Source organism: Ignavibacteria bacterium, assembly GCA_016873845.1.
GTDB lineage: Bacteria > Bacteroidota > Ignavibacteria > Ch128b > Ch128b > JAHJVF01.
On record VGVX01000002.1, the window covers coordinates 97817 to 123115 of the forward strand.

Below are 25299 nucleotides of genomic sequence, written 5' to 3' on the forward strand. Positions count from 1 at the left end.
CTGCACTTGAATCTTCTAAATTTATTGATCGTCAAGGTTGCGCAAGTATTACCAAAATCATTTATAAAAATTTTCGCATCCCGGTATATTGCAGGTGAATATTTACCTGAAGGAGTTCGAGTTGTCAAAGAATTGAACTCAAAAAAAATTCGCGCTACAATGGATGTACTCGGAGAAGATACTACGAAATTAAACGAAGCTGAAAGCTCTACTAAAGAGGCGCTTAAAGTTCTTGAAACAATCTCCTTGGAGAAATTGGATTCTACGCTTTCTGTTAAACTGACTCAACTTGGGCTGAAACTAAATTATGACATTTGTCTTCAAAACATGAAAATGATTCTTACTGAAGCTAAAAAGTTGAACAACTATATCGAGATAGATATGGAGGATTCGACCTGTACCTATGATACTGTCAAAATTTACAAAGAGCTACGCAAAGAATTCGCTAACTGTGGTCTGGTTATGCAAGCTTATCTTCGGGATGCACAAAATATTTTTAATGGATCGTTGAACGAGTTACAGAATAGCAGCGTTCGGCTTTGCAAAGGTATTTATAACGAAAGTGAAGAAATCGCATTTAAAGTTAAGCAGGAGATCAGAAATAATTTTGTTCAACTATTGGATTTTTTATTTGCGAATAATATTTATGTTGGGATCGCTACTCATGATCCATATTTAGTCGATGCCGCGAAACATTTAATTCTAAAATATAATAAGTCATTCGATCAATTTGAATTTCAAATGCTTCTCGGAGTCAAAATAGATTTACGTGATCAACTTGTCTCTGAGGGATACAAAGTCCGTATTTATGTTCCATTTGGTACGGAGTGGTACAAGTATTCAATTCGAAGAATGAAAGAAAATCCTCAGTTAGCAAAGAATATTGCAATGAATATATTTTCCAAGCGATCATGATAATATTGGGGATAGAGACATCTTGTGATGAGACCTCTGTTGGGATAATCGAGAACGATAAGATTCTGATCAATTTAATTTATACTCAGGAACAGCACAGGAAATTTGGTGGAGTGGTTCCGGAACTCGCAAGCCGCGCACATCTTCAAAACTTGCTGCCTCTTGTCAGGCAATCATTAAAAGAAACCGGAATAAAATTAAAAGATCTCGATTTAATTTCAGCCACTGCCGGACCAGGTTTGATCGGTGCGCTGATTGTTGGCTATTGTTTTGGAAAAAGTTTGAGTTATTCATTAAAAAAGAATTTTATTCCAGTAAATCATGTACACGCTCATCTATACTCCACTTTCTTATCTGATAAAAAGCCGGAATTTCCATTTCTAGCATTACTTGTTTCAGGCGGGAATACAGCACTTTATCTGATTAAAGATTTTTTTCAAATGGAGCTGCTTGGTTCGACAGTTGACGATGCAGCCGGTGAGGCATTTGATAAAGTTGGTAAGCTGCTTGGATTAAACTACCCGGCTGGTTCTGAAATAGAAAAATTAGCCTCTTTGGGGGATGAAAATTTTTATGATTTTCCTGTGGCAAAGTTAAATGAAAAATACAATTTCAGTTTTAGCGGATTGAAAACTTCAGTATTGAGGTTCATTCAAAAAAATTATCCAGATGGCTTAAATGATGAAACAAAAAGAAACATTGCAGCATCTTTTCAGCGAGCATTAACTAAAGCTTTAATTCAAAAAGTAGAAATTGCTTGTGATGAATTTAAATTGTCAGATGCTGTTGTTGTGGGAGGTGTCGCAGCGAATACTTATCTTAGAATTAAGATGAGGGAAAGACTTCATCCCAAAAATTGTATGGTTTATCATCCGGAATTAAATCTATGCATGGATAATGGAGCAATGATCGCATTTGCAGGTTTGAAATCGTTTGAAAGCGGCTATTTCAAAACTAATTCAATTACAAAACCATTTCCAAATTGATGTCATCCAAGTTAGATCCGCATAAAGCAAAAAACCTGATACCTCCAGATTACTGGCTATTAATACTCTCTTCATTCATTTTGTTTTTAATGTTTGGCTTAAATTTATTTTTTTCCGAGAATCCTAGATCAAATGAGGTATCATCCTTAGTAAAAGTACATGAGAATTCCACGTTTAAGAATCTTGCTGATAATCTTGAGAAGAAAAAAATAATCAGCCGGAAGAATGCGTTTTTATTCTGCGGTTTTGTTCTTGGTGTCGAAAAGAAAATTAAAGCCGGTTCATACAATGTACCTTATGGATTATCGAATTACGCATTGCTCAAAATGTTTTATGAAGGAAGCGGTAAGTCAACAGTTAAGATCACATTTCCGGAAGGAATACCTCTAAAGCAAATTGCTAAACTTTCATCCGATTCGCTTAACTTCAGTCAAACAGAGTTTTTAAGAATTGCATCTAGTAAGGAAGCGATGGCGAAATATAACAGACAGATTTCCTCCTTAGAAGGATATTTAATGCCTGACACTTATGAATTTTTTACCGACTCAAAGCCTGAGGAAATTATTGAAAAAATGCAGTTTCAATTTAATAAGTTTTATGATGATAGAATAAAACCGTATGAATTGAAACTTAAAATGAACAAGCATGAAATTGTAACACTTGCATCTATAATCGAAGCTGAAACAAATGTCGATACTGAGCGAGCTACAATTTCGGGTGTTTATCATAACCGCTTAAAAAAGAAAATGCGATTGGAAGCAGATCCGACTGTCGCCTATACTCTTCCTTGGCCTCCGAGAAGATTACTTTATAAAGACTTAAAGATTAAATCGCCTTATAATACATATTTGAATCTTGGGCTGCCACCAGGCCCGATTAACTCACCAGGACGAGCAAGTTTATTAGCAGCAGTTAATCCAGAAATACACAATTATTTGTATTTTGTTTCTACTGGACGGAATGATGGACATAAATTCTCAAGAACTTATTCAGAACACCAACGAGCAGTCCGAGAGTATCGCAGGACACAGAGATAATTTAATGAATCAGCTCAATAAATATTTTCTATTGACTGCCTTCTGTTTTGTAAATTCATTGTTATTCAATTCTTGTGCAAATCAGTTGCCTCCTAGTGGAGGTGAGGAAGATAAAATTCCACCTGAAATCATAGCTTATTCCCCTCTACAGGAGGCAATAAATTTTTCAGATAATAAAGTTGTGATTGAGTTTAGTGAATATGTCGATAAGAGAACGGTTCAGGAGTCAATTTTTATTTCGCCATATTTTGAGGAGAGTCCAGAGTTTAGTTGGAGCGGCAAAGAAGTTGAGATAATTTTTCCGGAGAAGTTGAAAAAAAATCAAACCTATGTCGTAACGCTTGGAACAGACATTTCCGATCTTCGAAGAAATAAACTTTCAGAATCATTTACACTCCAATTTTCAACTGGAGATAAAATTGATAAAGGATTATTGTCTGGTCGAGTGTATGATGATAATCCTTTCAATGTTCTATTGTATTTGTACAAAATTGATACTTCAAATTCAATTGTTAAATATTCTGAACGTAGACCTGATTTTGTCAGTCAGACTTCTCGAGAAGGGAGGTTTAATTTATCTGGTTTGCAGAATGGATGGTATAGACTAATTGCCGTACGCGATCAGTTTAAAGATTTTTTATATCAAGTCGAGCAGGATCAAATAGGGCTTACTTCAGGAGATATTTTCTTGAACGATTCAGCTCAGACAATTGAAAATATTGCAATCGAATTAACAAGGGAAGACACCTCAAAACCGGTTTTACTTTCAGCCAAGTCCATTGACAATAATCATATTCTAATTACTTTCAGTGAGCCGATTGACTCAACTTCTTTATCGATTGAAAATGTAATTGTATTTGATAAAAAACAAAATTCTGGGACAAATATAGTTGGATATTATCGAGCTAGATTGAATAGTACAAGCTTGATGATTGTTTCAAACGAACTAAATCCAGAACGTGATTACGATTTAACGATTTGGAATGTAAAGGATTATTTTGGAAATAAATCAGATACGAATCGTGTTAGTTTTGCATCGGTTTCAGAGAAGGACACTACTGCACCGAAGCTACTCGATTCGCGGCCGTTTGAAAAAAGCGGGACGATAGATTATTTAGCATCTATCATACATTTTGTGTTCGACGATTTTATAGCAAACAATAATTTAGAATCAGCGATTACATTTATTGATTCTTCTGGTAAAACGGTTGATTATAAAATACATTTCATAGATAAATCATCGTTCAACATAAATCCAGTCTCATCATTGAAACCAAAGATGGATTATAAACTAAGTTTGGACTTAAAATATTTTAAAGATCTAGCGGAGAATAAAGTTGACTCTGTTTATTCAATAAATTTTAGGACAAATGATGAATCTTTTTTCAGTGAAATAAGCGGAACCGTAAGCAATTTTGAAAGACAAAAAAATGGTAAAGTCTTCATTTCGGCAAATGGAATAGATGGGCCGCGGCAAAAGTATACTGCTAAAGTTGATAGTTCAGGTAAATATGAGATAAAGAGAGTGCTTCAAGGTTCCTATTTGCTTAAAATGATTCAAGATGAAAGCGGAAAGGGAAATCAGTCAAGAGGCTCAACTGTTAAAAGTGAATTTTCTAGTAAGTTTGTTTACTATCCAGATACCATTAAAATTAAACCTCGCTGGCCTGTAACCGATGTAAATTTTGATTACAAAAAGTTAACGAGGTAGTATTGCAATTTTTCTTACTTCCAAACCTTTTTTAATATCTTTCTCTTCGCCTCGGATAACTCCAAGAGAAAATCTCTCGCCTCTGACTTCAACAATTTCTACTTCACCGACTTTTTTGTCAGAAACTCCGAGAAATTGTTCTGTAGAAGGATCGAAAAGGGAATCCCCAACAGAGTAGATAGAAAGTATTGCACCGGATGATAGATTATCGCTCGAACCTAAATTTATAAATACTTCTTTCGTTTCATAATCAATAAGCAGAATTTCTCCTCTTACGATTTTTTTAATAAACGGAGATGGACTCGGATTTGGATCGTCCTTGATTAAGTTTACATCATTTATTTTGAGTTCAGAAAAATGAGCTTTTGAATGCTCTGCAAATTTCTCGCAGAGTGCAAGCATATTCTTTCCGATTAAAGTGTGAGCAAATTCTGCTGAACCGAATTTCATTTTATCTAATGAATAAAATTCTTTTTTACTTTCCGATTCTCTTCCGAAAATAGTTATTCCAACTCCCAAATCAGAAAGCTCATTAGAAAATGCATCAGCGTAAATTGTTTGCTGAGAATTGAGATCCAGTATACTAATTGTGAAGGCAATATCATTCGAGTAAGTTTCATAACCGGCTAATTTTGGTTCGCCTGCTGTAAATCGTGAAATGCTGAACTTTGTAACTTTACCACTTATCAGATATTTATAGCCAAGATTTCTTAACATCTCGTGCAAAGAAAAGTTTTGAATGTGGGAATTTGATAGTTCATCCTCCATTAATTTCGGAGACAGAACTTGTATTTCAAATCTTTCTCTTAAATAACCTGAGATAAAATTTGGGAAATCATATTCCAATTCCCAAATGCCTTCATAGGAAGAAGTATTTTCGAACTTAGTGAAGGCAACTTGAGAGTTAGACTCGTTTGCAAATAAGCCAAATAATAAAAAACTAATACAAAAAGTATTTTGCAGCTTTTTTACGGAAATCAATGGCTTCATTTTCCCAAATTTGTTTGATGTCATCATATCTGTAGGACTTTGAAAATATCTCTCTAATTTTATTCCAACCTGTTGCTTGATCGAACATTCGTATTCTATCAGGTTTTGCTAAAGCAAATACATCTTTTTCCGGGTAGAGTTTCTTTAATTCTTGAAGAAAATAAAATTGAATTGATGTTAAATTTATTTTTTGGTAGTCAGTAATGTGGACTTGTACCCCCCCAAGTGTTTTTCCCTGATAATTCCCATAAAAAGGTTTCCAAGTATTTGGTCGAAAAATCACACCTGGTAATTTAAGTGCATTTAGTCTCGAAGAAATTAGATCTGGGTCAATCCCTTCAGCACCTATTAGTTGAAATGGAAGTGTTGAACCAACGCCCTCTGAAATTACTCCGAGTTCACCTAAAATTCCCGTGCTTGCATAAAACTGTGCTGAATAATAATGCGGTATATGAGGCGAAGTTAAAACCCATGGCAATCCTGTATCTTCAAATAACATATTCCTTCTCCAGCCTTCCATCTTAACAACAATTAGATTGCATTTGACTCCATTTTTCAGAAGACCTTCATTGTTAATCAGTTGTGCGATTTCTCCGCAAGTCAGACCATAGAGATATGGAATCGGATATTGCCCGATGAAAGAAAAGAATCCCTCGCGAACGATTGATCCTTCAAACTTTTCACCTCCGAGTGGATTAGGGCGATCCAAAACAACGAAACTGATATTATTTTCTGCTGCCGCCTCCATTGCCAATCCCATTGTGCTGATGTAAGTGTACGACCTTGCACCAATATCTTGTATATCGTAAATCAACATATCAATGCCTTTAAGCATTTCGGGAGTTGGTTTCCTTGTCTTTCCATAAAGTGAGTAGACCGGAATGTTTGTTTTCTCGTCCATATAGGTATCAATTTTTTCTCCTGCTGGAATTGCTCCTCTCACACCGTGTTCAGGTCCATAAAGCGCAGCTAGTTTAACATCTCTCATGCTGTACAACAAATCAATGGTTGATTCGAGCTGCGAGTTTACTCCGGTTTGATTTGTGATCAAGCCAACTCTTTTGCCTTTAATTTTATCTAACCCATCTCTAACTAAAACTTCAATACCTGTTTTTACCTTGACTTGAGATATAAGACTTGTAGAACATAGAGCGAAAAGAAATGTTAAAGGTAGAATGAATTTAATCTTCATTATAACTCCAAGTTTTTCTTAATTTCGTTGAGAGACTTCTGGACAATTGAATCGATCTCTTCAATCAGCTTTGCAGATTTTAATGTTAAACTTCGTGCAACTTCTTGATTGTTCATTGACTTTGTATTTATCATCACATTCAAGAATGCACCATCTGAAGCAGTTTTTAATAAACTCATTGCTACACCAACATCACTGACTGAGTTTTGATTTCCGATTTCACCGACTCTGGCAGATTTTTTTGAAACGGTTAGTGCATGTTCAATAACTCGCATCGGAACTTCGGTTGCCTTTACAGTTGCTTGTTCAATCGCTTCACTGCGTTTGGCTATTTCGTCCTCAGTTAATTTAGCTAATTTGAATGCAGCCATTACTCCATCGAACGCTGATGAATCCATGTCATACAGTTCATAAAATAGCTTGATATCGTTTTCAAGTTCATTCTTTAGTTTACTAATTTCTTCTTGAACTGCTTCATACTTTTTCTTGCCCAGTGTAAGATTTGTGACCATTATAGCTAAAGCTGTTCCCAACGAACCGGCTAAAGCCGATACACTTCCACCGCCAGGCGTTGGAGATGAAGATGAAATTTCACCAATTAAATCATTTACAGTTTTTTCTAAAATCATTTTTACTCCCTAATTAGATATTCAATTACTTTCTCTGATGGATTAAAATTAGCAAGGTTATTCAAACCAAGATTCTGGACCGCTGAATTGACAAGTTTAGTTTCGCTGACTTCATTTGGCGAATAATATTTTCCCGATTCAATAAGAGCATCAAGCGGAACCAGACCGACAATTTCACTTCCCCAAATTTCAACATTATATTTTTTTGCTTCTTCTTTAACAGCTTCGAAAGCTTGGTGCACATTTGTTGTTAAATAATTAACTAAGTTGATTGAAACTTGTGTCATCTTAAAATTCTCTAAAGAGACACCCATCGCTTTTACAGCTTGAAGTTTACCTGGAATTCGAACTGTTTTCCCATCCTTTTTAACTGCATTACCATTTTCATCGCGAAGTATTTTTCCCGATTCGCGAATTGTTTGTGCAATTTCATCTGCAATTTTAACGTCTTCAGTTCTTAAATTTACATTATATGCGATGAGAAAGAATCTCGAGCCCGTAACTGTGCCGCCAAGTTTTGGATTAAATTCCGGTTTTCCAAAATCTGGCAGCCATTCCGGATCTTTAAGTTTTTCTTTTAGTCCCTCATATTCTCCTTTGCGAATATTTGAAAGATTTACTCTAGCGGGTTTTGCAGCTGCCGATTCGTAGAGATAAATCGGAATGTTCAGTTTTTGTGAAATAATTTTTCCATACTCTTTTGATATTTCGACACAATCATCAACTGCTACATTTTTTATGGGAATAAATGGTACCACATCAATCGCTCCAAGCCGAGGGTGTTCACCTTTATGAGTTGTCATATCGATTTTCTGAGAAGCAATTAATGATGCGTTTATTGCACCGTTTAATACTCCTTTTTTAGTTCCTACAAAAGTAACTACAACTCTATTATAGTTCTTATCAGGTTCACAATTTAAGAGTTTACATTCATCAGTCGAGGAGATTGCATCTGCAATTAACTTAATGGTTTCTTCGTTTTTTCCTTCACTGAAATTCGGGACGCATTCAATTATTTCTTTCATAAACTACTTTCCCTTTTTTTATTGTGTATTTCGTCTGATTAGTTCCAAAATGATAGACAAGGTTTTGATAATTTGGAGAATTTAGAATTAAAAAATCTGCCTGCTTTCCAACTTCAATACTACCGACTTGTCTCTCCAGACCGAGCGAAAATGCTGCATTGATCGTCACAGCGTTTATCGTTTCGTTTATTGACATTTTCATTTGTATTGCGGCTAAGTTCATTATCAAGGGGAGATTTTGTGTCATGCATGAGCCAGGATTAAAATCAGTTGCTAAAACTAGTATCGCCCCTGAATCAATAAATTTTCTAGCTGGAGCATAGGGAATATTTAAAAAGTATGATACACCTGGGAGAAGAACCGCGGTAATATCAGTTTTGGATATTCGTTGTATATCTTCTTCGGTTGTCATTTCTAAATGGTCGATACTTTTAACACCCATCTTAATCCCCAAATCAATTCCCCCAATTGAATTAAATTGATCGCAATGAAGCTTTAGCTTATAACCCAAAGATTTTGCTGCTGTGAGAATTAATTCTGTCTCCTCAATTGAAAATGCTGTTTTTTCTGTGAAGATATCGCAGAATTCAGCTAATCCTAAATTTGAAATTTTGGGAAGCATTTCATCAATGATAAGTGTAATAAATTGAGTCCGATTATTTTTAAATTCGTTGGGAATAGTATGAGCTCCCAAAAAAGTTGATCTGCAATCACATAAGTTTAACGAATTCAATTTTTTTATACACTCGAGCATTTTTATTTCTGATTCGGTATCTAATCCATACCCGCTCTTGATTTCTATAGTTGTAATTCCATACGAAATTGATTCACGAAGTCTTTTTGTGGATGAACTAAACAATTGATCGAATCCTATAGCTCTTGTCGCGTTCACTGTTGTATTTATGCCGCCCCCGGCACGAGCTATATCTTCGTAGCTTAAACCTTTAGTTCGTTTCTCAAATTCTTCTTCTCTTGAACCGGCAAAAACGAGATGCGTATGTGCATCAATTAATCCTGGTAATAGAGCTGAGCTGCTGATGTCTAATACTTGGTCAAATTTTCCGAAATCTTTTTCCGAAATTTTTTTAGTGATTTCGGTGATTATGCCATCTTCAACAATCACTGAATATTTATTAAGTAAGGATATTTCTTGTAAGCTTTCTAATCGGTTAAAGTGCCCATTGTCTGGTTTACAAGTCAGTATTTGATTGGCATTAAAAAGAAGAAGAGACATTGTATCGAATTTGCTTGTGAAGAATTATCTGCGTTTATCAGAAACTATTCTGGATGTAATATAACCATTCTTTTCTAAAATATTCAAAAATTTATTGGCTTGGTTTTTTGTTTGGAATTCGCCAACTCGGAACTTGTAGAATGGAGGATCGTAGAGAATATTCTGTTTTAGTTCAGGAATTAATGTTTTTAACGTAGATTTTAATGAATCAATCATCAAAAGATTATCGCTGATTAAAACTTGAATCGTATAAAACGAGTTTGCTGGAGATTTTTTTTGTTGAGATATTTTTTTTTGCTCTAATTCTAAAGAAAAATACTGCCAAGAATTTTGGTTTGATTCTATTGTGTCTTTTTCAGATTGGGTGATGAAATTATCAAGTGGACTATAACCTTCTAAGTCCACCTGATAATTCGAAGAATCCTCATTTTTTATTTTGTCACTTGAACTGCAGCTAAATATTGCACAAGCTGCAATAATAACAAGTGCAAAAAAAACTTTTTTTCTATTGTTTGTTTTCAGTAATAATGAAGCTATCGGTATAACCTAAATTATACAATGCGTCTTTCATCGAGCGCGCATGTTCCCATGCTGAGTATACTCCCAAACGGACTTTGAATAAATTCTCATGCCATTCTACGTACACTTTTTGTTCTGGAAGACGATTGCGGATTCTTTGTGCTTCTGTTTCAGCATTCAAACGACTTTTAAATGCAAAAACCTGAACCTTATATTGATACTCCTGAATCGCTGGAGGTGGGGGTTGGACCTCTTCAATTTTAGTTTCAGTAAAAGTAGTTTTGATTGGAGGTGGCGGAGGATTTGGCGGTCCCTGAGGAATATATTCAGGTTGGGTTTGTGTTTTAAAAGTCTCTTGTGGAGTAACGATTGGTTTGGTTTCTGTTTGCACTATCGTTACGGTTGGTTGCGGCACTTCAGTAGTTTTATACTCAACTTGAGTTTCTCCATACTCTTCAGTTACTTCTGAAGCTGAGCAACCATAGATTAAAAACGCTGCAAAGAGAACTATGTACAACGAATATTTCATTTTCACCTCTATTTCTTACGAAATATTAATTCTTTATTTTGATAATGTCAAGTAAAATAAATGCTTACATAACATTTCTTAAAGTAGTTTGAGAGATGCTGAGAGCGAATGAAGATAATGCGGCAGCATTAATCCCTCAAAATTATATTATTAACTTACAAAATAGAAATTGAAAATAGAAGCAAATTTTCCTATTTTTGAAAAAGTTTTTAAAATCTATGGCCAAACTAAAAAACCTTAAAATACTATTCGTCACCTCCGAGGTTACACCATTTGTAAAAACTGGTGGACTTGGCGATGTTTGCGGTGCACTTCCTCAAACATTGGCTGAACTTGGACATGAAGTACGCTTAGTTGTACCGAAATATGGTTCTGTTGATGAACGAAGATTTAAAATTCACGAAATTGTCCGATTGAAAGATATACCAATTCATCTTGGTGATGAGATTGAATTATTCAGTATAAGGTCTTCATTTCTGTCTGGATTAAAAACAAAAGTTCAAATTTACTTTTTTGATAATCATAAATACTTTGGATCTCGAAAAGGTCTGTATCAAGATATTAAGTCGAAAAAAGACTATGCTGACAATGATGAAAGGTATATACTTTTCTGTCACGGTATTATGGAGATGATAAAAAAACTTGGTTGGACTCCTGATATAATCCATTGTAATGATTGGCAGAGCGGTTTGATACCAGCTTATCAGAAAACCCTTTATGCTGATCTTGAATTAATTAAGGATACAAAAACTGTTTTTACTATTCATAATTTAGAGTTCCATGGAGCTTTTGGAAAAGAATCGTTTGAAAAAACCGGGCTTCCAGAATATGCACTGAATGAAATTTCGGTCAACTCAACTGGAAAGATTTCATTTCTCAAAGCTGGATTAGTTTACTCAGACATTCTGACAACAGTCAGCGAGAAATACGCTGAGGAGATTAGATCAATAGAAGAGTTAGCCGGTTCAATGAAACCGATTTTGCAAAAAAGAAAAAATGAACTTGTTGGAATCGTAAATGGTATTGATTATTCAATTTGGGATCCTGAAACGGACGACTTAATTGAAGAAAAATATAGTACTAAAGATTTATCAAACAAAGTTGAAAACAAAAAAGTATTACTGAAAAGATTTGGCTTCGATGAAAAAATTGACATCCCCGTTATTGGGACTATTTCAAGATTGACGGAACAAAAGGGGATTGATTTAATTGAAGAAGCAATCGATGAAATTTTGAAATTAAATGTTCGATACGTCTTACTTGGCCAAGGTGATAAAAAGTATCAAGAATTTTTTGAAAAAGTTCAAAATAAATATCCAGATCGATTTGCTGTTTCTTTTGATTTCGATGATGCATTGGCACATTTAATCGAAGCTGGCGCGGATTTGTACTTAATGCCATCTCGGTTCGAACCTTGCGGCCTTACGCAGTTATACAGTCTAAAATATGGTACCGTACCTATTGTCAGATTAACAGGTGGATTGGCTGATACAGTCGAAAAAATCAGCAGTACAAATAGAAAGGGAACTGGATTTGTTTTCAGAAAGTATGATTCGAAAGAGATGTTAAAAGAAATTCAGCGTGCCGTGAAATTATACAAGAAAAAAGATGTTTGGACAAAAATTATGAAGAATGGAATGTCTAAAGATTATTCCTGGCATGCTTCGGCAAAAAAATACATCGAGCTTTATAAAAAAATGCTAAAGGATAATTAGTTAACAGACTGCTTACCAATCTAACACAAAACTAAATGAGCAATAATTTTTATTTTTGGTTGAAAAAATTCAGCTTCGTTTTACTGGTTGTACCAGTATTAATTTTTACTTCTTGTTCCGACGAACCGAATTCGACGGGTTATGGATTACTAAATCCGGAAGACTTAATTGAGATAAAGACTTTTGATTCTGTCCGAGATTCAATTAGTCAGGAATTTAAACAATTGATCCAGGTGGAAAATCTTGGTGCATCACGTAGAATTTTGGTCGGAAAGTATAACGATCTCACTGCTTCGGCTCTTATACGATTTGAATTTGTATTTACTGAAGAGTTGAAGACATTGCTAAAAGAAAATAAAGTGAATGTCTCTTCGGCAAAATTGAAAGTTTTTCCAATTTATAAATTTGGAGATTCACCAAGAACGAATTTCAGCTTTAATGTACACGAGATCAAATCTTGGTGGGATTCGGATCAGTTCACTGCAGATAGTCTCAATCCCTCGCATTTTGATTATGATAATTCATCAATCGAATCAAACTTAATCGATGGCGATTCAGTTATAAGTTGCGAACTTCCGAACTCTAAAGTTCTAGAGTGGATGAAAGCTATCTCTGATACTGGAATAAAGAATCCGTCTGGAATTTACCTAAAACCGACAGCAAGCTCAAACTTCATTAGAGGATTAAGAGCAATTGGTTCTAGTACAAATACTAGCACTTTGGAGGTTGCATTCTCAAAAGATGGCACCACAACAGATACGATTTATGCAGTAACGGTGGCTGATGTACATGTCGTAACTACAACTGAGAATTATAATGATCCACTGGTTCTTACACTTCAATCGGGGATCCTGTCAAAAGCAAAATTGAAATTTGATGTAAGTGCAATTCCCAAAAACGCTATCATCAATTCTGCAGTTTTAGAATTAACAAGGAATTTTAGTAAGTCAGAATTTGGAACAAGCTTTCAGGACAGCTTATATGTATTACGACTGACAGACACGTCGAAAATTGCAATTGATTCAAATTTTGCACCAGTTTTAGTTCAAATAGATTCCAACATCTACGAGGGAAATATATCCAGAATCGTGCAGGATTGGCTGAATACTGGAATGAATTACGGTCTGTTATTAAGTCCACGCGATCCAGATGGGGGAGTTGAAAGATTTGTATTTGAAAGTAGTAATTCGTTAGACCCGAACAAAAAGCCAAAACTCAGAGTTTATTATACAATAAGAAAAACTAAGTGATGATTAAGAAGTTATTAAAAAATATTTTTTCCTCATTGATTATTATAACTGCGATTTTTTTGATAGATGCTCAAGCTCAAATCGGATCAGGTTTTTCGAGAAACGGAGTGGGTGATATATTAATCAATCCTTCTGTCAGAAGAAATGCAATCGGTGGTCTTGGGATCGCGAGTACAGATCAATTCGATATTAACTCACTAAATCCTGCAGCGTGGAATGGGATTCGTACTATTAAGTTTTTAGCTTCGATGAGATATACGTCAAACAAGTACTCAGATGGAACGAATTCAAATTTCTTGGCATCTTCTTCATTTGAATCGATAAATTTATCTATCCCAATTTCAGTTGAGAATGGAATTAATGCAGTTCTTGGAACAACGCCATATTCAAAAGTAAATTATGATGTCATCAGTAATTCATCTATTGATACAATCGCTTACCAAGATCATTATTCCGGCGATGGCGGATTAAACAAAATATATTTTGGATCATCGTTCAGATTTCCATTCGGTCTGGCTATTGGATTCAGTGCAGACTATATAGTTGGGACAACAAATCACCGTGCTTCAGTTGATTTTAAAAAATATGATTTCGTAAACACCGGATTTGTAAATGAAAAAAAATTTGGTGGTTTTGCTTTCAGTTTTGGTGCAATTACTCCTAACCTTGATCAAATTATCAATCTTGGTTTATTTGAAGATCTTAGGTTCGGGATTACTTATTCAACCAAAGCAAAATTAAATACCGAGTCTAGAGAATTAAAATTCGGTACTACCGAAGATACAGTTTTAGTCAACGATTATAAAACCGAAATTCCGAGCAGACTTGGAATTGGATTAGAAGCTTCTCTATCAAACCGGTTGCGCGGGTATGTAGATTATTTTTATCAAGACTGGTCACAATTTAAGACAAATAACCAACTCGAATTGAATCTTAAAGCGCTTTCTAAAATTGCTCTGGGATTCGAATATTTACCAATTCAAAAGCCTGAGTCGTTTTTTGGAACATTTGTTTGGCGATTCGGACTATTCTTAAGAAACTCTGAATTTATTGTTAAAAATGAAAAAATATCGGAATTTGGAGTAATTTTTGGGTTTTCATTCCCATTTGATCAGATAAATCTATTAGATTTTGCTTTTGAATATTCAATTCGAGGTAAATCCGTTAATTATCTTCAAAAAGATAACATGTTTAAATTTTGGATTGGCATTAATTTTGCGGAACTGTGGTTTATAAGAGATGAAGATTAGATTTAAAATATTGAGGAAAGTAAATTGAAAAATAAATTATTAATATTAGTTTTAATCATTCTTAGTGGTTTATTTCTGAATGAAGCAGCCGCTCAAGACGATACTTTGAAAATTTACCGCAAATGGAGTTTGTTTGCAGAGTATCATAAAAATCTCGACTATCTCACGGCTATGCCTTACGGTTGGGAAATCATTCAGATGGATCCGAATAGGTTTAAAACAATATTTTTACGAATGGAAGATTGCATCATAAAGATGCATGATTCATCCGCCACGTCTGATGTCCAGAAGAAAGAATATGCTGACACACTGATGTATTTATATGATCTTGCGATTAGGATTCAACCAGAGAACGTACCCTATTTTTATAAAAATAAAGGATATTATCTTGAAACTTGGTACTCAGATCAGGAACTTTCTGCATTAGCAGAATATGAAAAGGCACTACAATCTGATCCAAATCTGGATTTTTATTATGTTGATAGAATTGGTTTATTGTACATGAAATATGCATCTGATGGAAATGATTTCAAGCTGAAGGCGCTTGAATTATATCAGAATGCGTCAGTTAAAGATCCGAATAATCCCATCCCGATTGAGAGATTAAAAAACCTTGCCGAAGATGTAACGCAATTGATAGAGATTACTTATCAAGCCTGGCAGCTTGATAAAGAAAATCTTGCAAAAGCTTGGCAGTATGCTTCAATCACATTCCAATCAGGAGAATATGAAAAAGCGATCGAGCCTCTTGAATTTCTTTCGAAGAAAACTCCCGATTCCGAAACTTATTGGAACAGACTTGGCACTGCTTACCAAAAGCTAGAAAAATATAATTTGGCAATTGAGACGTATAAAAAAGCTTTTGAGCTCAATTCAAAAACAAAAGAGTATCCATTGAACATAGGTATTTGTTACAAAGAACTTGGACAACTTTCAACAGCTAGGACTTTCTTCTACAAAGCTGCGGAAGTTGGCAATGGCTGGGGCTTGCCCTACATCTATGAAGCGACTTTATATCAAACCGCTGTACAGAAATGCGGTAGTTTTGAATTCATGGATAAGATTGTCTTAAAACTTGCTCAAGAAATTTATATGAAAGCTAGGTCAGTCGATCCAAACGTAACTGCAATGGCAAATGAAGCAATTTCAAATCTTAATTCATCGGTGCCTACAAAAGAAGAATATTTTTTCAGGAAATATCGCTCAGGTCAAACAATTAAAATCGAGGGCAATTGTTATAATTGGATTGGCAGAAGTGTCACTGTCCCATAGAGTATGAATTTGAAGATTGCAATCGGCTCAGACCACGCTGGTTTTAAACTAAAGGAAAGAGTAAAATCTTTCCTTTTTAGTTTATCGCATGAGGTAATCGATTGTGGAAGCTTTTCAGAAGATTCATGTGATTATCCGGATTATGGAGAAAGCGTCGCACTTGCAATTAAAGAAGAGCAGGCTAAATTTGGAATTATTATCTGTGGAACGGGAATAGGAATTTCGATAACTGCCAATAAAATTCCAGGAATTCGAGCTGCACTATGCACTTCAATACAAATGGCAGAACTCGCACGTAAGCATAATGATGCAAACATTCTTGCACTCGGCGCTCGTATCATTGATGAAAACACTGCGAATAAAATTGTTAATACATTTTTGATCACAGATTTTGAAGGAGAGAGGCATTCAGGTCGAATTAATAAAATCAAAGTAATAGAAGAGAAATATAGATGTTAGATTTATCTCGTGATCCGCAAGCAAAAGAGATTCTGAAACTTGAAATACTCAGACAAGCAGAAGGACTGGAACTAATAGCTTCTGAAAATTATGTCAGTGAAAATGTTCTGCGGGCACTTGGTTCTGTGCTTACAAATAAATACGCTGAAGGATATCCTGCAAAAAGATATTATGGCGGCTGTGAGTACGTTGACATGGCAGAAAATCTTGCTCGTGAAAGAGTGAAGACACTTTTTAATTGTGATTATGTTAATGTTCAACCTCATTCTGGATCGCAAGCGAATATGGCGGTCTATTTTTCTATCCTTTCGCCAGGGGATAAAATGATGGGATTAAACCTTGCACATGGCGGACATTTGACTCATGGCTCACCAGTAAATTTTTCAGGTAAAATGTTTGAGGTGATTGCCTATAGTGTTAGAAAAGATAGTCACTTAGTAGATTTGGATGAAGTCTCGGCATTGGCAAAAATGAATCGTCCGAAAGCGATTGTGATCGGTGCAAGTGCCTACTCACGGGATTGGGACTATAAATCTTTCAGACAAATTGCAGATTCAATTGGTGCATATCTTATTGCAGATATTGCACATACAGCCGGATTGATTGCATCAAAATTATTATCTGATCCGATGGAATCTTGTCATTTTGTGACTACCACTACACATAAAACCCTTCGTGGACCTCGTGGAGGAATGATCATGATTGGAAAAGATTTTGAGAATCGTGAAGGTATAAAAGCACCAAAAAGTGGGCGGTTAAGAATGATGTCGGAGATTGTTGATTCTAACGTAATGCCTGGAATTCAAGGCGGGCCGCTGATGCATGTTATTTTAGCGAAAGCAGTTGCATTTGGGGAGAATTTGACCGATGAATTCACACAATATTCGAATCAAGTGATCTCGAATTCTAAAACCTTAGCCCAAAAATTTATCGATGGCGGTTATACAGTGGTATCCAATGGTACAGATAATCATCTTATGTTATTGGACTTAAGGAATAAAAGTATTACAGGTAAACAAGCCGAGGAAGCTCTTGGACTTGCAGGGATTACAGTTAATAAAAACATGGTACCCTATGACACACAGAGTCCATTTGTAACAAGTGGGATTCGAATTGGGTCACCGGCAATCACCACTCGTGGAATGAGAAATTCGGAAATGGAACTGATTTATGAATTTATTGATAAAGCACTTTCAAATGTTAATAATGTAAATGTTTTAAATCAAATAAGTGAAGATGTGAGAAAATTGTGCTCCCAATTTCCAATTTATACTGATATTCTCTCTAACTTGAATTCGTGATCATGGAAGAGAACAATTCAGAACAATCTTTTGATTTTAGAGAGATGACTTTTCTCGAACATCTAGAGGAATTGCGATGGACTTTAATTCGCGCTGCAATTGGAATTGTTTTAGGGGCAATCCTTTGTTGGGTGTTTATTGATTTAATTATCGACGAGATATTACTTAGGCCTGCAAGAATTAACAACTTGAAACTTCAGAACTTAAGACCATTTGGTCAACTTTTTTTATATATCCAAGTTGCACTAATAGGAGGTTTTATTATCAGTCTTCCGAATGTAGTATATCAGATTTGGAAATTCATTGAACCCGCCTTAAGACGAAATGAAAAAAAATATGTCTCGTTGATTGTAATATTCACTAGCGTCTGTTTTCTAAGCGGAGTTGCTTTTGCGTACTTCTTAATGCTCCCATACGCATTAAACTTTGCGGGTGCTTTTGGATCGATGAATATTACGAATTTCTTTTCAATTGAGGAATATTTTTCAATAATTGTAAGCGTAATGCTATTAGCTGGAATTGTGTTTGAACTTCCAATGCTCTCATTCTTTCTAACAAAACTTGGAATACTTACCCCAAAGTTTATGCGCCACTACCGCAGACATTCAATTGTTATAATTTTTGTTCTAGCAGCCCTTTTAACTCCTACAACTGATCCAGTCAGCCAGATGATATTAGCTGTACCGTTGCTATTTCTTTATGAATTAAGTATTTATATTTCAAAAGTTTCGCAGAGTAAGTCGATTGATTGATAAGAATATAAAAAATTTCACTTACCCGATTAAAGAAGAGTTAGAGATTTTTGAGAAACGATTTAGCGTCTCGATGAAATCGCGTGTTGGGCTCGTCGATCTTATCACAAAATACATTCTCAGGCAGAAAGGGAAAAAAATAAGACCTGCCTTAGTTTTACTTTCGGCAAAAACTGTAGGTGAAATTAATGAAAGCACTTATCGTGCTGCAATTCTAGTTGAATTGCTTCATACTGCAACATTAATTCATGATGATGTTGTAGATAGTGCAGAAACTCGCAGAGGATTGCCATCGATTAATTCTATATGGAAAAACAAAATTGCTGTCTTGATGGGTGATTATCTTTTATCACGCGGATTGCTGCTCTCGGTAGATAACAATGATTTTGAGTTTCTTAAAGTCATCACGGATACAGTAAAAAGAATGAGTGAGGGGGAGCTACTTCAGATTCAGAAAACCCGTAAACTGAATAATGATAAGGAGACTTACTTTAAAATAATTTCCGACAAAACGGCATCTCTTATTTCCACATGTACCCAAGTTGGAGCATTAAGTGTTACAAGAGATTCAAAAATGATAGAGGATTTTAAAAATTTTGGTGAAAATCTTGGGATTGCATTTCAAATAAAAGACGACATACTGGATTATGACGGTTCAACGAGTATTATCGGTAAACCTGTCGGAGCTGATCTCAAAGAAAAAAAGTTAACTTTGCCTCTAATCCACGCATTTCAAAAAGCAACCTCATCAGAAATAAGACAGATAAAAAAACTTTTGAAGAATGACCTTAAATCGAAGGATATTAAAGAGATAGTGAGTTTTGTTAAAAAGTATGATGGGATAGAATATTCAATAGCGAAAGCAAAAGAGTATGCATCGCATGCGTTAATAAACTTAGAGCCCTATCCAGAATCTGAAAGTAAAAATGCTCTCAAAGATTTGGTTACCTTTATTCTTGAGCGGAAAAACTAAGGCAAAATAAACTTCGTATTGGAATCTCTGATTGTAAGAACTGGGATTGGTGATTTTCTTACAACTTTTTCTGCAGTGCTACCAAATAGAATATGTTCAATACCACTATGTCCATGTGTAGACATGATGACTAAATCGCACTTATTTTCTTTTGCACAATTAATGATCTCAAGAAATGGTTTCCCGGTCCGTACACAGTGAGTACCTTTAATATTTTTAGGCAAGTGGGTATCGATTAATTTTTTCAGTTCCTCTTCAGCTTTAGAGTGAATCTCCAGATCCATCCGGTTAATTGGAACTTGCCCTAATCCAAAATCGCTTGGATAAATAACAGGTTCAATTACGTAGACAAAAATTATTTCAGCACTGAATTTTTCTGCATACGCAACAGCATATTTGATTGCATTTTTCGAATTCTCAGAGAAATCGATTGGGACTAATATTTTGTCAACTTTCGGTTCCATGACTTCCTCACTATTGAGTTTGTTTTTCTTCGCTTAATATTTCAAGTACGCCGAGATAATCGCTGTTCAAATTCCTAAGTTTTTCTACAAATATTTTTGAAAATCCATTCAAAATTTTATATCCAACTGAATGATCTTTTTCAATTAGGTCGCTCAGATCTGGTCTGAAAATCACGAGCACTTTTACATTTTCAATTGCGGTTGCCGTGGCGGTTCGTTTCCCCTCAAGGATGACATTCATTTCACCAAAAAAATCACCTGGATAAAGTGTAGCAAGATTTTGTTTACTACCGTTTTTAAATTCACAAGTAATATCAACCTTACCAGAATCGATAATGAACATCGAGAATCCCGGATCTCCTTGAAAGAAAATAACTTCATTTTTTAAAAATTCGCGGACCTGAACAAGTTTTTGGATATCTTTGACTTCACGGTTTTTCAAGTTGGCGAAGCCAGGAAAGCCTTTTAACAGTTGAAAAATTTTTTGCTGGTTTCCAGAAGCTTTAAAGATATTATGCCAAAGACTACTCTTAACCGCTAGTATGTTTTTTTCTGCTGCCATACGATCTTAAATTAAATTATTGTTCCAAATTCTGCAACTCTCCACAGCCGCTGGCAGGCGAATTTATTTTCATAAAGAGCTCTGCCAATTATCACAGAATCAACTCCAATTTCTTGTAACTTTTGCAGTTTAGTTAAATCTTCATATCCAGATACTCCGCCTGAAGCAGTAATTTTCAATCCGGAAGTTTTTGCGATTTGAGTAAGCAAGTCGAGATTCGGACCAAGCATCAAACCATTTCTTTCCACATCTGTGACAACTAAGCGCGTAATTCCGAGAACTTTTAAGTTCAATGATAAGCTGATTGGTGACAATGCAGATTGTTCCTTCCTCCCGCCAATAAGAACTCTATTATTTAAAACGTCTAGTGAGACTAAAACTTTTTGTGAACCAAATTGAGATACAGATTTTTGAATGAGGTCAGGATCATTAACTGCAGCACTTCCTAAAACCACTCGATAAACTCCCATATCAAATGCGTCTCGAATGCGCTCATAAGTCCTCAATCCTCCACCAAATTGAATCGGAATCACAACTGATTTTATTAAATTTTCGATGATCTTTAAATTCTTTTTTGAACCATGCCAAGCCCCATCAAAATCAACAACATGCAAACATTTTGCATTTTCGGCTCTCCAAATAATTGCCATTTCAACTGGATCGTTTGGATAATTTGCCTCTGCTAATTTTGGAATTCCTTGAACCACTCGGACGCAATTTCCATCTTTGATATCAATTGAAGGAATTACTAATAAAGTCGGTTGTCTATATGAAGTTGGCATGTATCTCTTATCTGATTCAAAATCAATATATTAAAAAGCGTAAAATTAAAAAACTAACAAATTGCAATTACATAAAGTCTTAAGTAATTTTTACATAATTAAATTCAACAATTGCATGAAATTCAGGATCCCGAAAGAAAAATTTTTTCCCTTTTCCATTTCAATATTAATTGCTGCAGTTTCTATTATCTTACTTCAATTGCCGCTCTCAAATGTTTTGGGATTTGAATATTCGGTATTCATCTCAGTTATTCTCTCCTTCATCAGTGGAATAAGCATAACACTATTTTTAAAATGGGAATTAAAGATTTCTGAAATATCAAGATATCTATTTATATTTATTCTTATTCCACTCATTCTCGGATACTTGAATTCATTTGTCACAAAAAACTGTTCCTTGCTCGATGGATTTGTATTTTACTTTGTATTTGTGTGTGTGTCACTGACTTTTGGAACTGCTCTTGGGATCTTGACTTTTGTAATCAGCAAAAAGTATTCGCAATCTATTTTTATTTTGATTTGGGCTGCAATTTTTTTGTGGAGTATAATGGTTTATTATTTTAGTCCTCAGCTGTATCTATTTAATCCGATTTATGGATTTTTTCCCGGATTTGTTTATGATGAAGAAATAAATTTGTCGTCAACTATTTTATTTTATCAGTTTTGCGTTTTTATAATTTCGATACTAATTATTTCTGCCAGCCTATTGAAACTTAACGGAAGAGTAAAACTTCAGCGGAATTTATTCTTCTTCTCGGCTATTATGATTGTTGGTTTCATATATTTTTCGGATAATTTAGGTTTTAGTACATCACTAAAAAAATTGGAAGAAAAGTTTGTTAAACAAGAAATTGATCAAAGGTTTGAATTCTTCTTTGAAAATGATTCGGTATCAAAGATAGAAATAGAAATAATTAGACTTACTACTGAATTCCACTTCAACTATTTGACCGATTTTTTTAAGACCGAACCGAAGGAGAAAATTAAAATATTTTTCTTTGAAAATGATGAATCAAAGAAAAAGCTTTTAGGGACAGCATCAGCTGATTTTACCAAACCCTGGCAGTATACAATATTTTTAACAAGAAAAAATTTTCTTGATGTGATTGGGCACGAACTTGCTCACAATTTTTGCGGTGAGTATTCAAAGAATATTTTCCACGTTGCAGATGGATTTAATTTGGGACTGGTCGAAGGAGCGGCAATGGCTGCAGAGTGGGAATGGAATAATAAGACTCCGCATTCTTACGCAGCAAATATTTTCAAATTCATTGGCGAATTAAATCCATCGGCAATGTTAAGAGGATTCACATTTGCATTTAAACCGTCAAGCATGAGCTATATTATTAGCGGTTCATTCGTTCGGTTTCTGATTGATGAATATGGGATAGATAAATTTTCGCAACTCTATGCTTCTGGAGAATACGAAAACGTCTATGGTTTAACACTCGATGAGCTTTCAAATCAGTATTCAAAATTCATCAAAGCGTATGAAGTGAATTCTTCCGATAGTCTATCAGCTCTTTACTATTTCAAGCGTCAGTCATTATTTGAAAAAGAATGTTTGCGCAATATCGCTAAGAATACCAAAATGGCTTATACTTTTTTGAAAGAAAAAAAGTTTTCGAAAGCAGAGGATTTGTTTTCGGAGCTTTGGGAAAAAGTGAAAAATCCCTATATCTCTTATGGATTACTTTATTCTAAATTATATCAAAGCAAATTTAATGAGTGCATCGATTTTTATGAGAAGGAAAACTTAAGATCAGATTTCAATCCGAGTTATGTTTCTTCCTATACCATAATAGCTTATGCTTATGCATTAGAGGGAGAATTAGAACATGCAATACGGCTTCTGAATTTTTCACTGAAACTCAATTTAAATCCGAGTTTTAATAATTCAATTCTCTTTAGATTAAAAATAATCAGATCAAAGAATATGTTAGAAACTTATTTATTCTCAGATGAAGAAGAAAAAGTCGCGAAAATTTTTCTTACAGAATTTAAAGATGATATAATTGCAATGGATCAATTCCACAATTATCTTGTACTTGATGTTAAAAAAAAATATTTATCAAAGTATTCAAAAAATTTCTATGTATTTGAGAATGAATTTTATAAAGCAATCAAAGCCTACGATTTTGAGTTGGCGAATTTAATTCTTAACACGTTAGAAAAAAGTGAGTTAACAGTCATAGAGGATACCAGACTATTACTGATGAAATACATTTATTATAGATTGTACCAATACGAGACTCATTGATACCTTAATCTTCTCAATAATTATCCTTAATATTGAATAATGAATATCAATTTTTACAAATCATCAGATGCGTCAATCGATAATTTATTACAGATGATTGGAAAATTTGCTGACGAACAGAATTTTTCAGTCTATGTTGTCGGTGGATATATTCGTGATCGAATCCTCTGTCGAGAAAAAAGGGAAGTGGATTTTTTAGTCATTGGTGATGGCGTTAGATTTGCTGAATTGTTGAGCTCACATCTTCAAACGAGAGAAATTACTGTCTACAGAAATTTTGGTACAGCTCTTATTTATTATCTTGATTATAAATTAGAATTTGTTGGAGCAAGGAAAGAATCATATTTTTCCAACTCTCGTAAACCCTCTGTACAAAATGGATCATTTGAAGATGATATTCGAAGGAGAGACTTTACAGTCAACTCGATTGCATTTTCAGTTAATCAAAATGATTTTGGTGAAATTGTCGACACCTTTAATGGTTTGGCAGATATCGATAAAAAAATTATAAGAACACCTTTGGATCCGGAAGTTACCTTCTCTGACGACCCATTGAGAATTATGCGTGCTTTCAGATTCTCATCTCAGCTGAATTTTACAGTCGAAGATTCATTGCTCAATGCAGCTTCCAAAATGAGTGAGAGGTTGAAAATCGTTTCTCCCGAAAGGATTGTAGAAGAGTTTTTAAAAATTATGCAATCTGTAAAACCCTCGACAGGATTAGCACTAATGTATAAAACTGGAGTAATGAAAACTCTCTACCCCGAAATCGCTGCCATGGCTGGAGTGGACCAAAAGAAAGATTTTCATCACAAAGATGTTTTTTGGCATACTCTTCAGGTTGTTGATAATGTTGCTGAAGTTACGAATGATGAGTGGCTTCGTATCGCTGCATTATTTCATGATATTGCAAAGCCCATCACAAAGAAATATGATGAGCAAAGCGGTTGGTCGTTTCATGGTCATGAGGAAATTGGTGCAAGACTAATAAAAAAAATCTTCAAGAAATATAAATTTCCTCTTCACAAAGTTGATTACATAGAAAAACTCACAAAACTCCATTTGCGGCCAATCTCTCTTGTTGATGAAGAGGTTACCGATTCAGCAATCCGCAGGCTAATAGTAGCAGCAGGGGACGATCTTGAAGATTTGATTTTAATGTGCAGAGCAGATATCACCTCTAAGAATCCAGATAAAGTGAAGGAATACACCTCAAACTACGATCTTGTCGTACAAAAAATACACAGTGTGAATGAGAGAGACAAACTAAGAGCTTTTCAATCACCAGTCCGTGGCGAAGAAATCATGGAGATGTTCCAACTTCCACCGTGTAAAGGTGTCGGTATAATCAAGACTGAAGTTGAAGAGGCAATTTTGGATGGTGAAATCGAAAATACATATGAAGGTGCAAAAGAGTATTTAAACCAAAATTTTTTAAGATTGTCAAAATCGGTTGCAGAATTTCGCAACATTAATACATAAGTTTCGTTAT

24 protein-coding genes are annotated in these 25299 nt (G+C 34.8%); 14 read left to right on the top strand and 10 right to left on the bottom strand.

Annotation, left to right across the window (positions count from 1 at the left end; genetic code table 11):
- Positions 1-6: 6 nt before the first annotated feature.
- From FJ213_01155 to FJ213_01170, 4 genes are read left to right on the top strand one after another with little or no spacing between them, the layout of a single operon-like run.
- On the top strand, positions 7-915 hold the full coding sequence (locus tag FJ213_01155) for a proline dehydrogenase (protein MBM4174771.1): 909 nt from the start codon (positions 7-9) through the stop codon (positions 913-915).
- Positions 912-1901 (top strand): tRNA (adenosine(37)-N6)-threonylcarbamoyltransferase complex transferase subunit TsaD, encoded by a 990-nt coding sequence (tsaD, locus tag FJ213_01160; protein ID MBM4174772.1) that lies wholly within the window; start codon positions 912-914, stop codon positions 1899-1901. Before FJ213_01155 ends, tsaD begins: the two co-directional genes overlap by 4 nt.
- On the top strand, positions 1901-2938 hold the full coding sequence (mltG, locus tag FJ213_01165; protein MBM4174773.1) for an endolytic transglycosylase MltG: 1038 nt from the start codon (positions 1901-1903) through the stop codon (positions 2936-2938). Before tsaD ends, mltG begins: the two co-directional genes overlap by 1 nt.
- Positions 2844-4649 (top strand): hypothetical protein, encoded by a 1806-nt coding sequence (locus FJ213_01170; GenBank protein MBM4174774.1) that lies wholly within the window; start codon positions 2844-2846, stop codon positions 4647-4649. The genes mltG and FJ213_01170 overlap by 95 nt, the downstream gene beginning before the upstream one ends.
- On the opposite strand, the gene FJ213_01175 is transcribed toward FJ213_01170, so the two are convergent.
- The 7 genes from FJ213_01175 to FJ213_01205 form a co-directional block, all read right to left on the bottom strand.
- The gene (locus tag FJ213_01175) at positions 4638-5639 is read right to left on the bottom strand and encodes a hypothetical protein (protein MBM4174775.1); all 1002 of its coding nucleotides are present in this window, start codon (positions 5637-5639) and stop codon (positions 4638-4640) included. The genes FJ213_01170 and FJ213_01175 overlap by 12 nt on opposite strands.
- Entirely contained in the window at positions 5590-6834 is a 1245-nt protein-coding gene (locus tag FJ213_01180) for a DUF1343 domain-containing protein (protein ID MBM4174776.1), read from the bottom strand. Before FJ213_01180 ends, FJ213_01175 begins: the two co-directional genes overlap by 50 nt.
- Entirely contained in the window at positions 6831-7460 is a 630-nt protein-coding gene (locus tag FJ213_01185; protein MBM4174777.1) for a cyclodeaminase/cyclohydrolase family protein, read from the bottom strand. The genes FJ213_01180 and FJ213_01185 overlap by 4 nt, the downstream gene beginning before the upstream one ends.
- Before the next feature lie 2 nt (positions 7461-7462).
- Positions 7463-8485: a glutamate formimidoyltransferase gene (gene ftcD / locus FJ213_01190; GenBank protein MBM4174778.1), complete on the bottom strand. Its 1023-nt coding sequence runs from the start codon at positions 8483-8485 to the stop codon at positions 7463-7465.
- Complete coding sequence (locus tag FJ213_01195) at positions 8469-9719, bottom strand: imidazolonepropionase (protein ID MBM4174779.1); 1251 nt, start codon at positions 9717-9719, stop codon at positions 8469-8471. Before FJ213_01195 ends, ftcD begins: the two co-directional genes overlap by 17 nt.
- Positions 9720-9743: 24 nt before the next feature.
- Positions 9744-10124: an SPOR domain-containing protein gene (locus FJ213_01200; protein ID MBM4174780.1), complete on the bottom strand. Its 381-nt coding sequence runs from the start codon at positions 10122-10124 to the stop codon at positions 9744-9746.
- 100 nt (positions 10125-10224) lie between these two features.
- Positions 10225-10767 carry a hypothetical protein gene (locus tag FJ213_01205; GenBank protein ID MBM4174781.1) on the bottom strand — a complete coding sequence of 181 codons (543 nt, stop codon included), beginning with the start codon at positions 10765-10767 and terminating at the stop codon, positions 10225-10227.
- A 218-nt stretch (positions 10768-10985) separates the two neighbouring features.
- On the opposite strand from FJ213_01205, the gene glgA reads away from it, so the two are divergent.
- From glgA to FJ213_01245, 8 genes are all read left to right on the top strand, one after another.
- Positions 10986-12482 carry a glycogen synthase GlgA gene (gene glgA / locus FJ213_01210; GenBank protein ID MBM4174782.1) on the top strand — a complete coding sequence of 499 codons (1497 nt, stop codon included), beginning with the start codon at positions 10986-10988 and terminating at the stop codon, positions 12480-12482.
- Between the two features lie 35 nt (positions 12483-12517).
- Entirely contained in the window at positions 12518-13732 is a 1215-nt protein-coding gene (locus FJ213_01215; protein ID MBM4174783.1) for a DNRLRE domain-containing protein, read from the top strand.
- Positions 13732-14982: a hypothetical protein gene (locus FJ213_01220; GenBank protein MBM4174784.1), complete on the top strand. Its 1251-nt coding sequence runs from the start codon at positions 13732-13734 to the stop codon at positions 14980-14982. Before FJ213_01215 ends, FJ213_01220 begins: the two co-directional genes overlap by 1 nt.
- Positions 14983-15006: 24 nt before the next feature.
- Entirely contained in the window at positions 15007-16254 is a 1248-nt protein-coding gene (locus tag FJ213_01225; GenBank protein MBM4174785.1) for a tetratricopeptide repeat protein, read from the top strand.
- A 9-nt stretch (positions 16255-16263) separates the two neighbouring features.
- On the top strand, positions 16264-16713 hold the full coding sequence (rpiB, locus tag FJ213_01230) for a ribose 5-phosphate isomerase B (GenBank protein MBM4174786.1): 450 nt from the start codon (positions 16264-16266) through the stop codon (positions 16711-16713).
- Positions 16707-18014 carry a serine hydroxymethyltransferase gene (locus FJ213_01235; GenBank protein MBM4174787.1) on the top strand — a complete coding sequence of 436 codons (1308 nt, stop codon included), beginning with the start codon at positions 16707-16709 and terminating at the stop codon, positions 18012-18014. The genes rpiB and FJ213_01235 overlap by 7 nt, the downstream gene beginning before the upstream one ends.
- A 2-nt stretch (positions 18015-18016) precedes the next feature.
- Positions 18017-18766 (top strand): twin-arginine translocase subunit TatC, encoded by a 750-nt coding sequence (gene tatC / locus FJ213_01240; GenBank protein ID MBM4174788.1) that lies wholly within the window; start codon positions 18017-18019, stop codon positions 18764-18766.
- Positions 18767-18839: 73 nt separating this feature from the next.
- The gene (locus FJ213_01245; GenBank protein MBM4174789.1) at positions 18840-19739 is read left to right on the top strand and encodes a polyprenyl synthetase family protein; all 900 of its coding nucleotides are present in this window, start codon (positions 18840-18842) and stop codon (positions 19737-19739) included.
- Here the strand turns inward: FJ213_01245 and FJ213_01250 are convergent.
- Genes FJ213_01250 through hisA form a run of 3 tightly spaced genes read right to left on the bottom strand, consistent with a single transcriptional unit; the run spans position 19736 to position 21547 of the window.
- On the bottom strand, positions 19736-20203 hold the full coding sequence (locus FJ213_01250) for a universal stress protein (GenBank protein ID MBM4174790.1): 468 nt from the start codon (positions 20201-20203) through the stop codon (positions 19736-19738). The genes FJ213_01245 and FJ213_01250 overlap by 4 nt on opposite strands.
- Positions 20204-20213: 10 nt before the next feature.
- Positions 20214-20765, bottom strand: a complete 552-nt coding sequence (locus FJ213_01255) for a cyclic nucleotide-binding domain-containing protein (GenBank protein MBM4174791.1) — start codon at positions 20763-20765, stop codon at positions 20214-20216.
- Positions 20766-20776: 11 nt separating this feature from the next.
- The gene (hisA, locus tag FJ213_01260) at positions 20777-21547 is read right to left on the bottom strand and encodes a 1-(5-phosphoribosyl)-5-[(5-phosphoribosylamino)methylideneamino]imidazole-4-carboxamide isomerase (GenBank protein ID MBM4174792.1); all 771 of its coding nucleotides are present in this window, start codon (positions 21545-21547) and stop codon (positions 20777-20779) included.
- A 115-nt stretch (positions 21548-21662) separates the two neighbouring features.
- Here hisA and FJ213_01265 point away from each other — a divergent pair, with 115 nt between their 5' ends.
- Both FJ213_01265 and FJ213_01270 read left to right on the top strand, forming a co-directional pair.
- On the top strand, positions 21663-23807 hold the full coding sequence (locus FJ213_01265) for a hypothetical protein (GenBank protein MBM4174793.1): 2145 nt from the start codon (positions 21663-21665) through the stop codon (positions 23805-23807).
- Positions 23808-23846: 39 nt separating this feature from the next.
- Complete coding sequence (locus FJ213_01270) at positions 23847-25289, top strand: HD domain-containing protein (protein ID MBM4174794.1); 1443 nt, start codon at positions 23847-23849, stop codon at positions 25287-25289.
- The last annotated feature ends 10 nt before the right edge of the window (positions 25290-25299 follow it).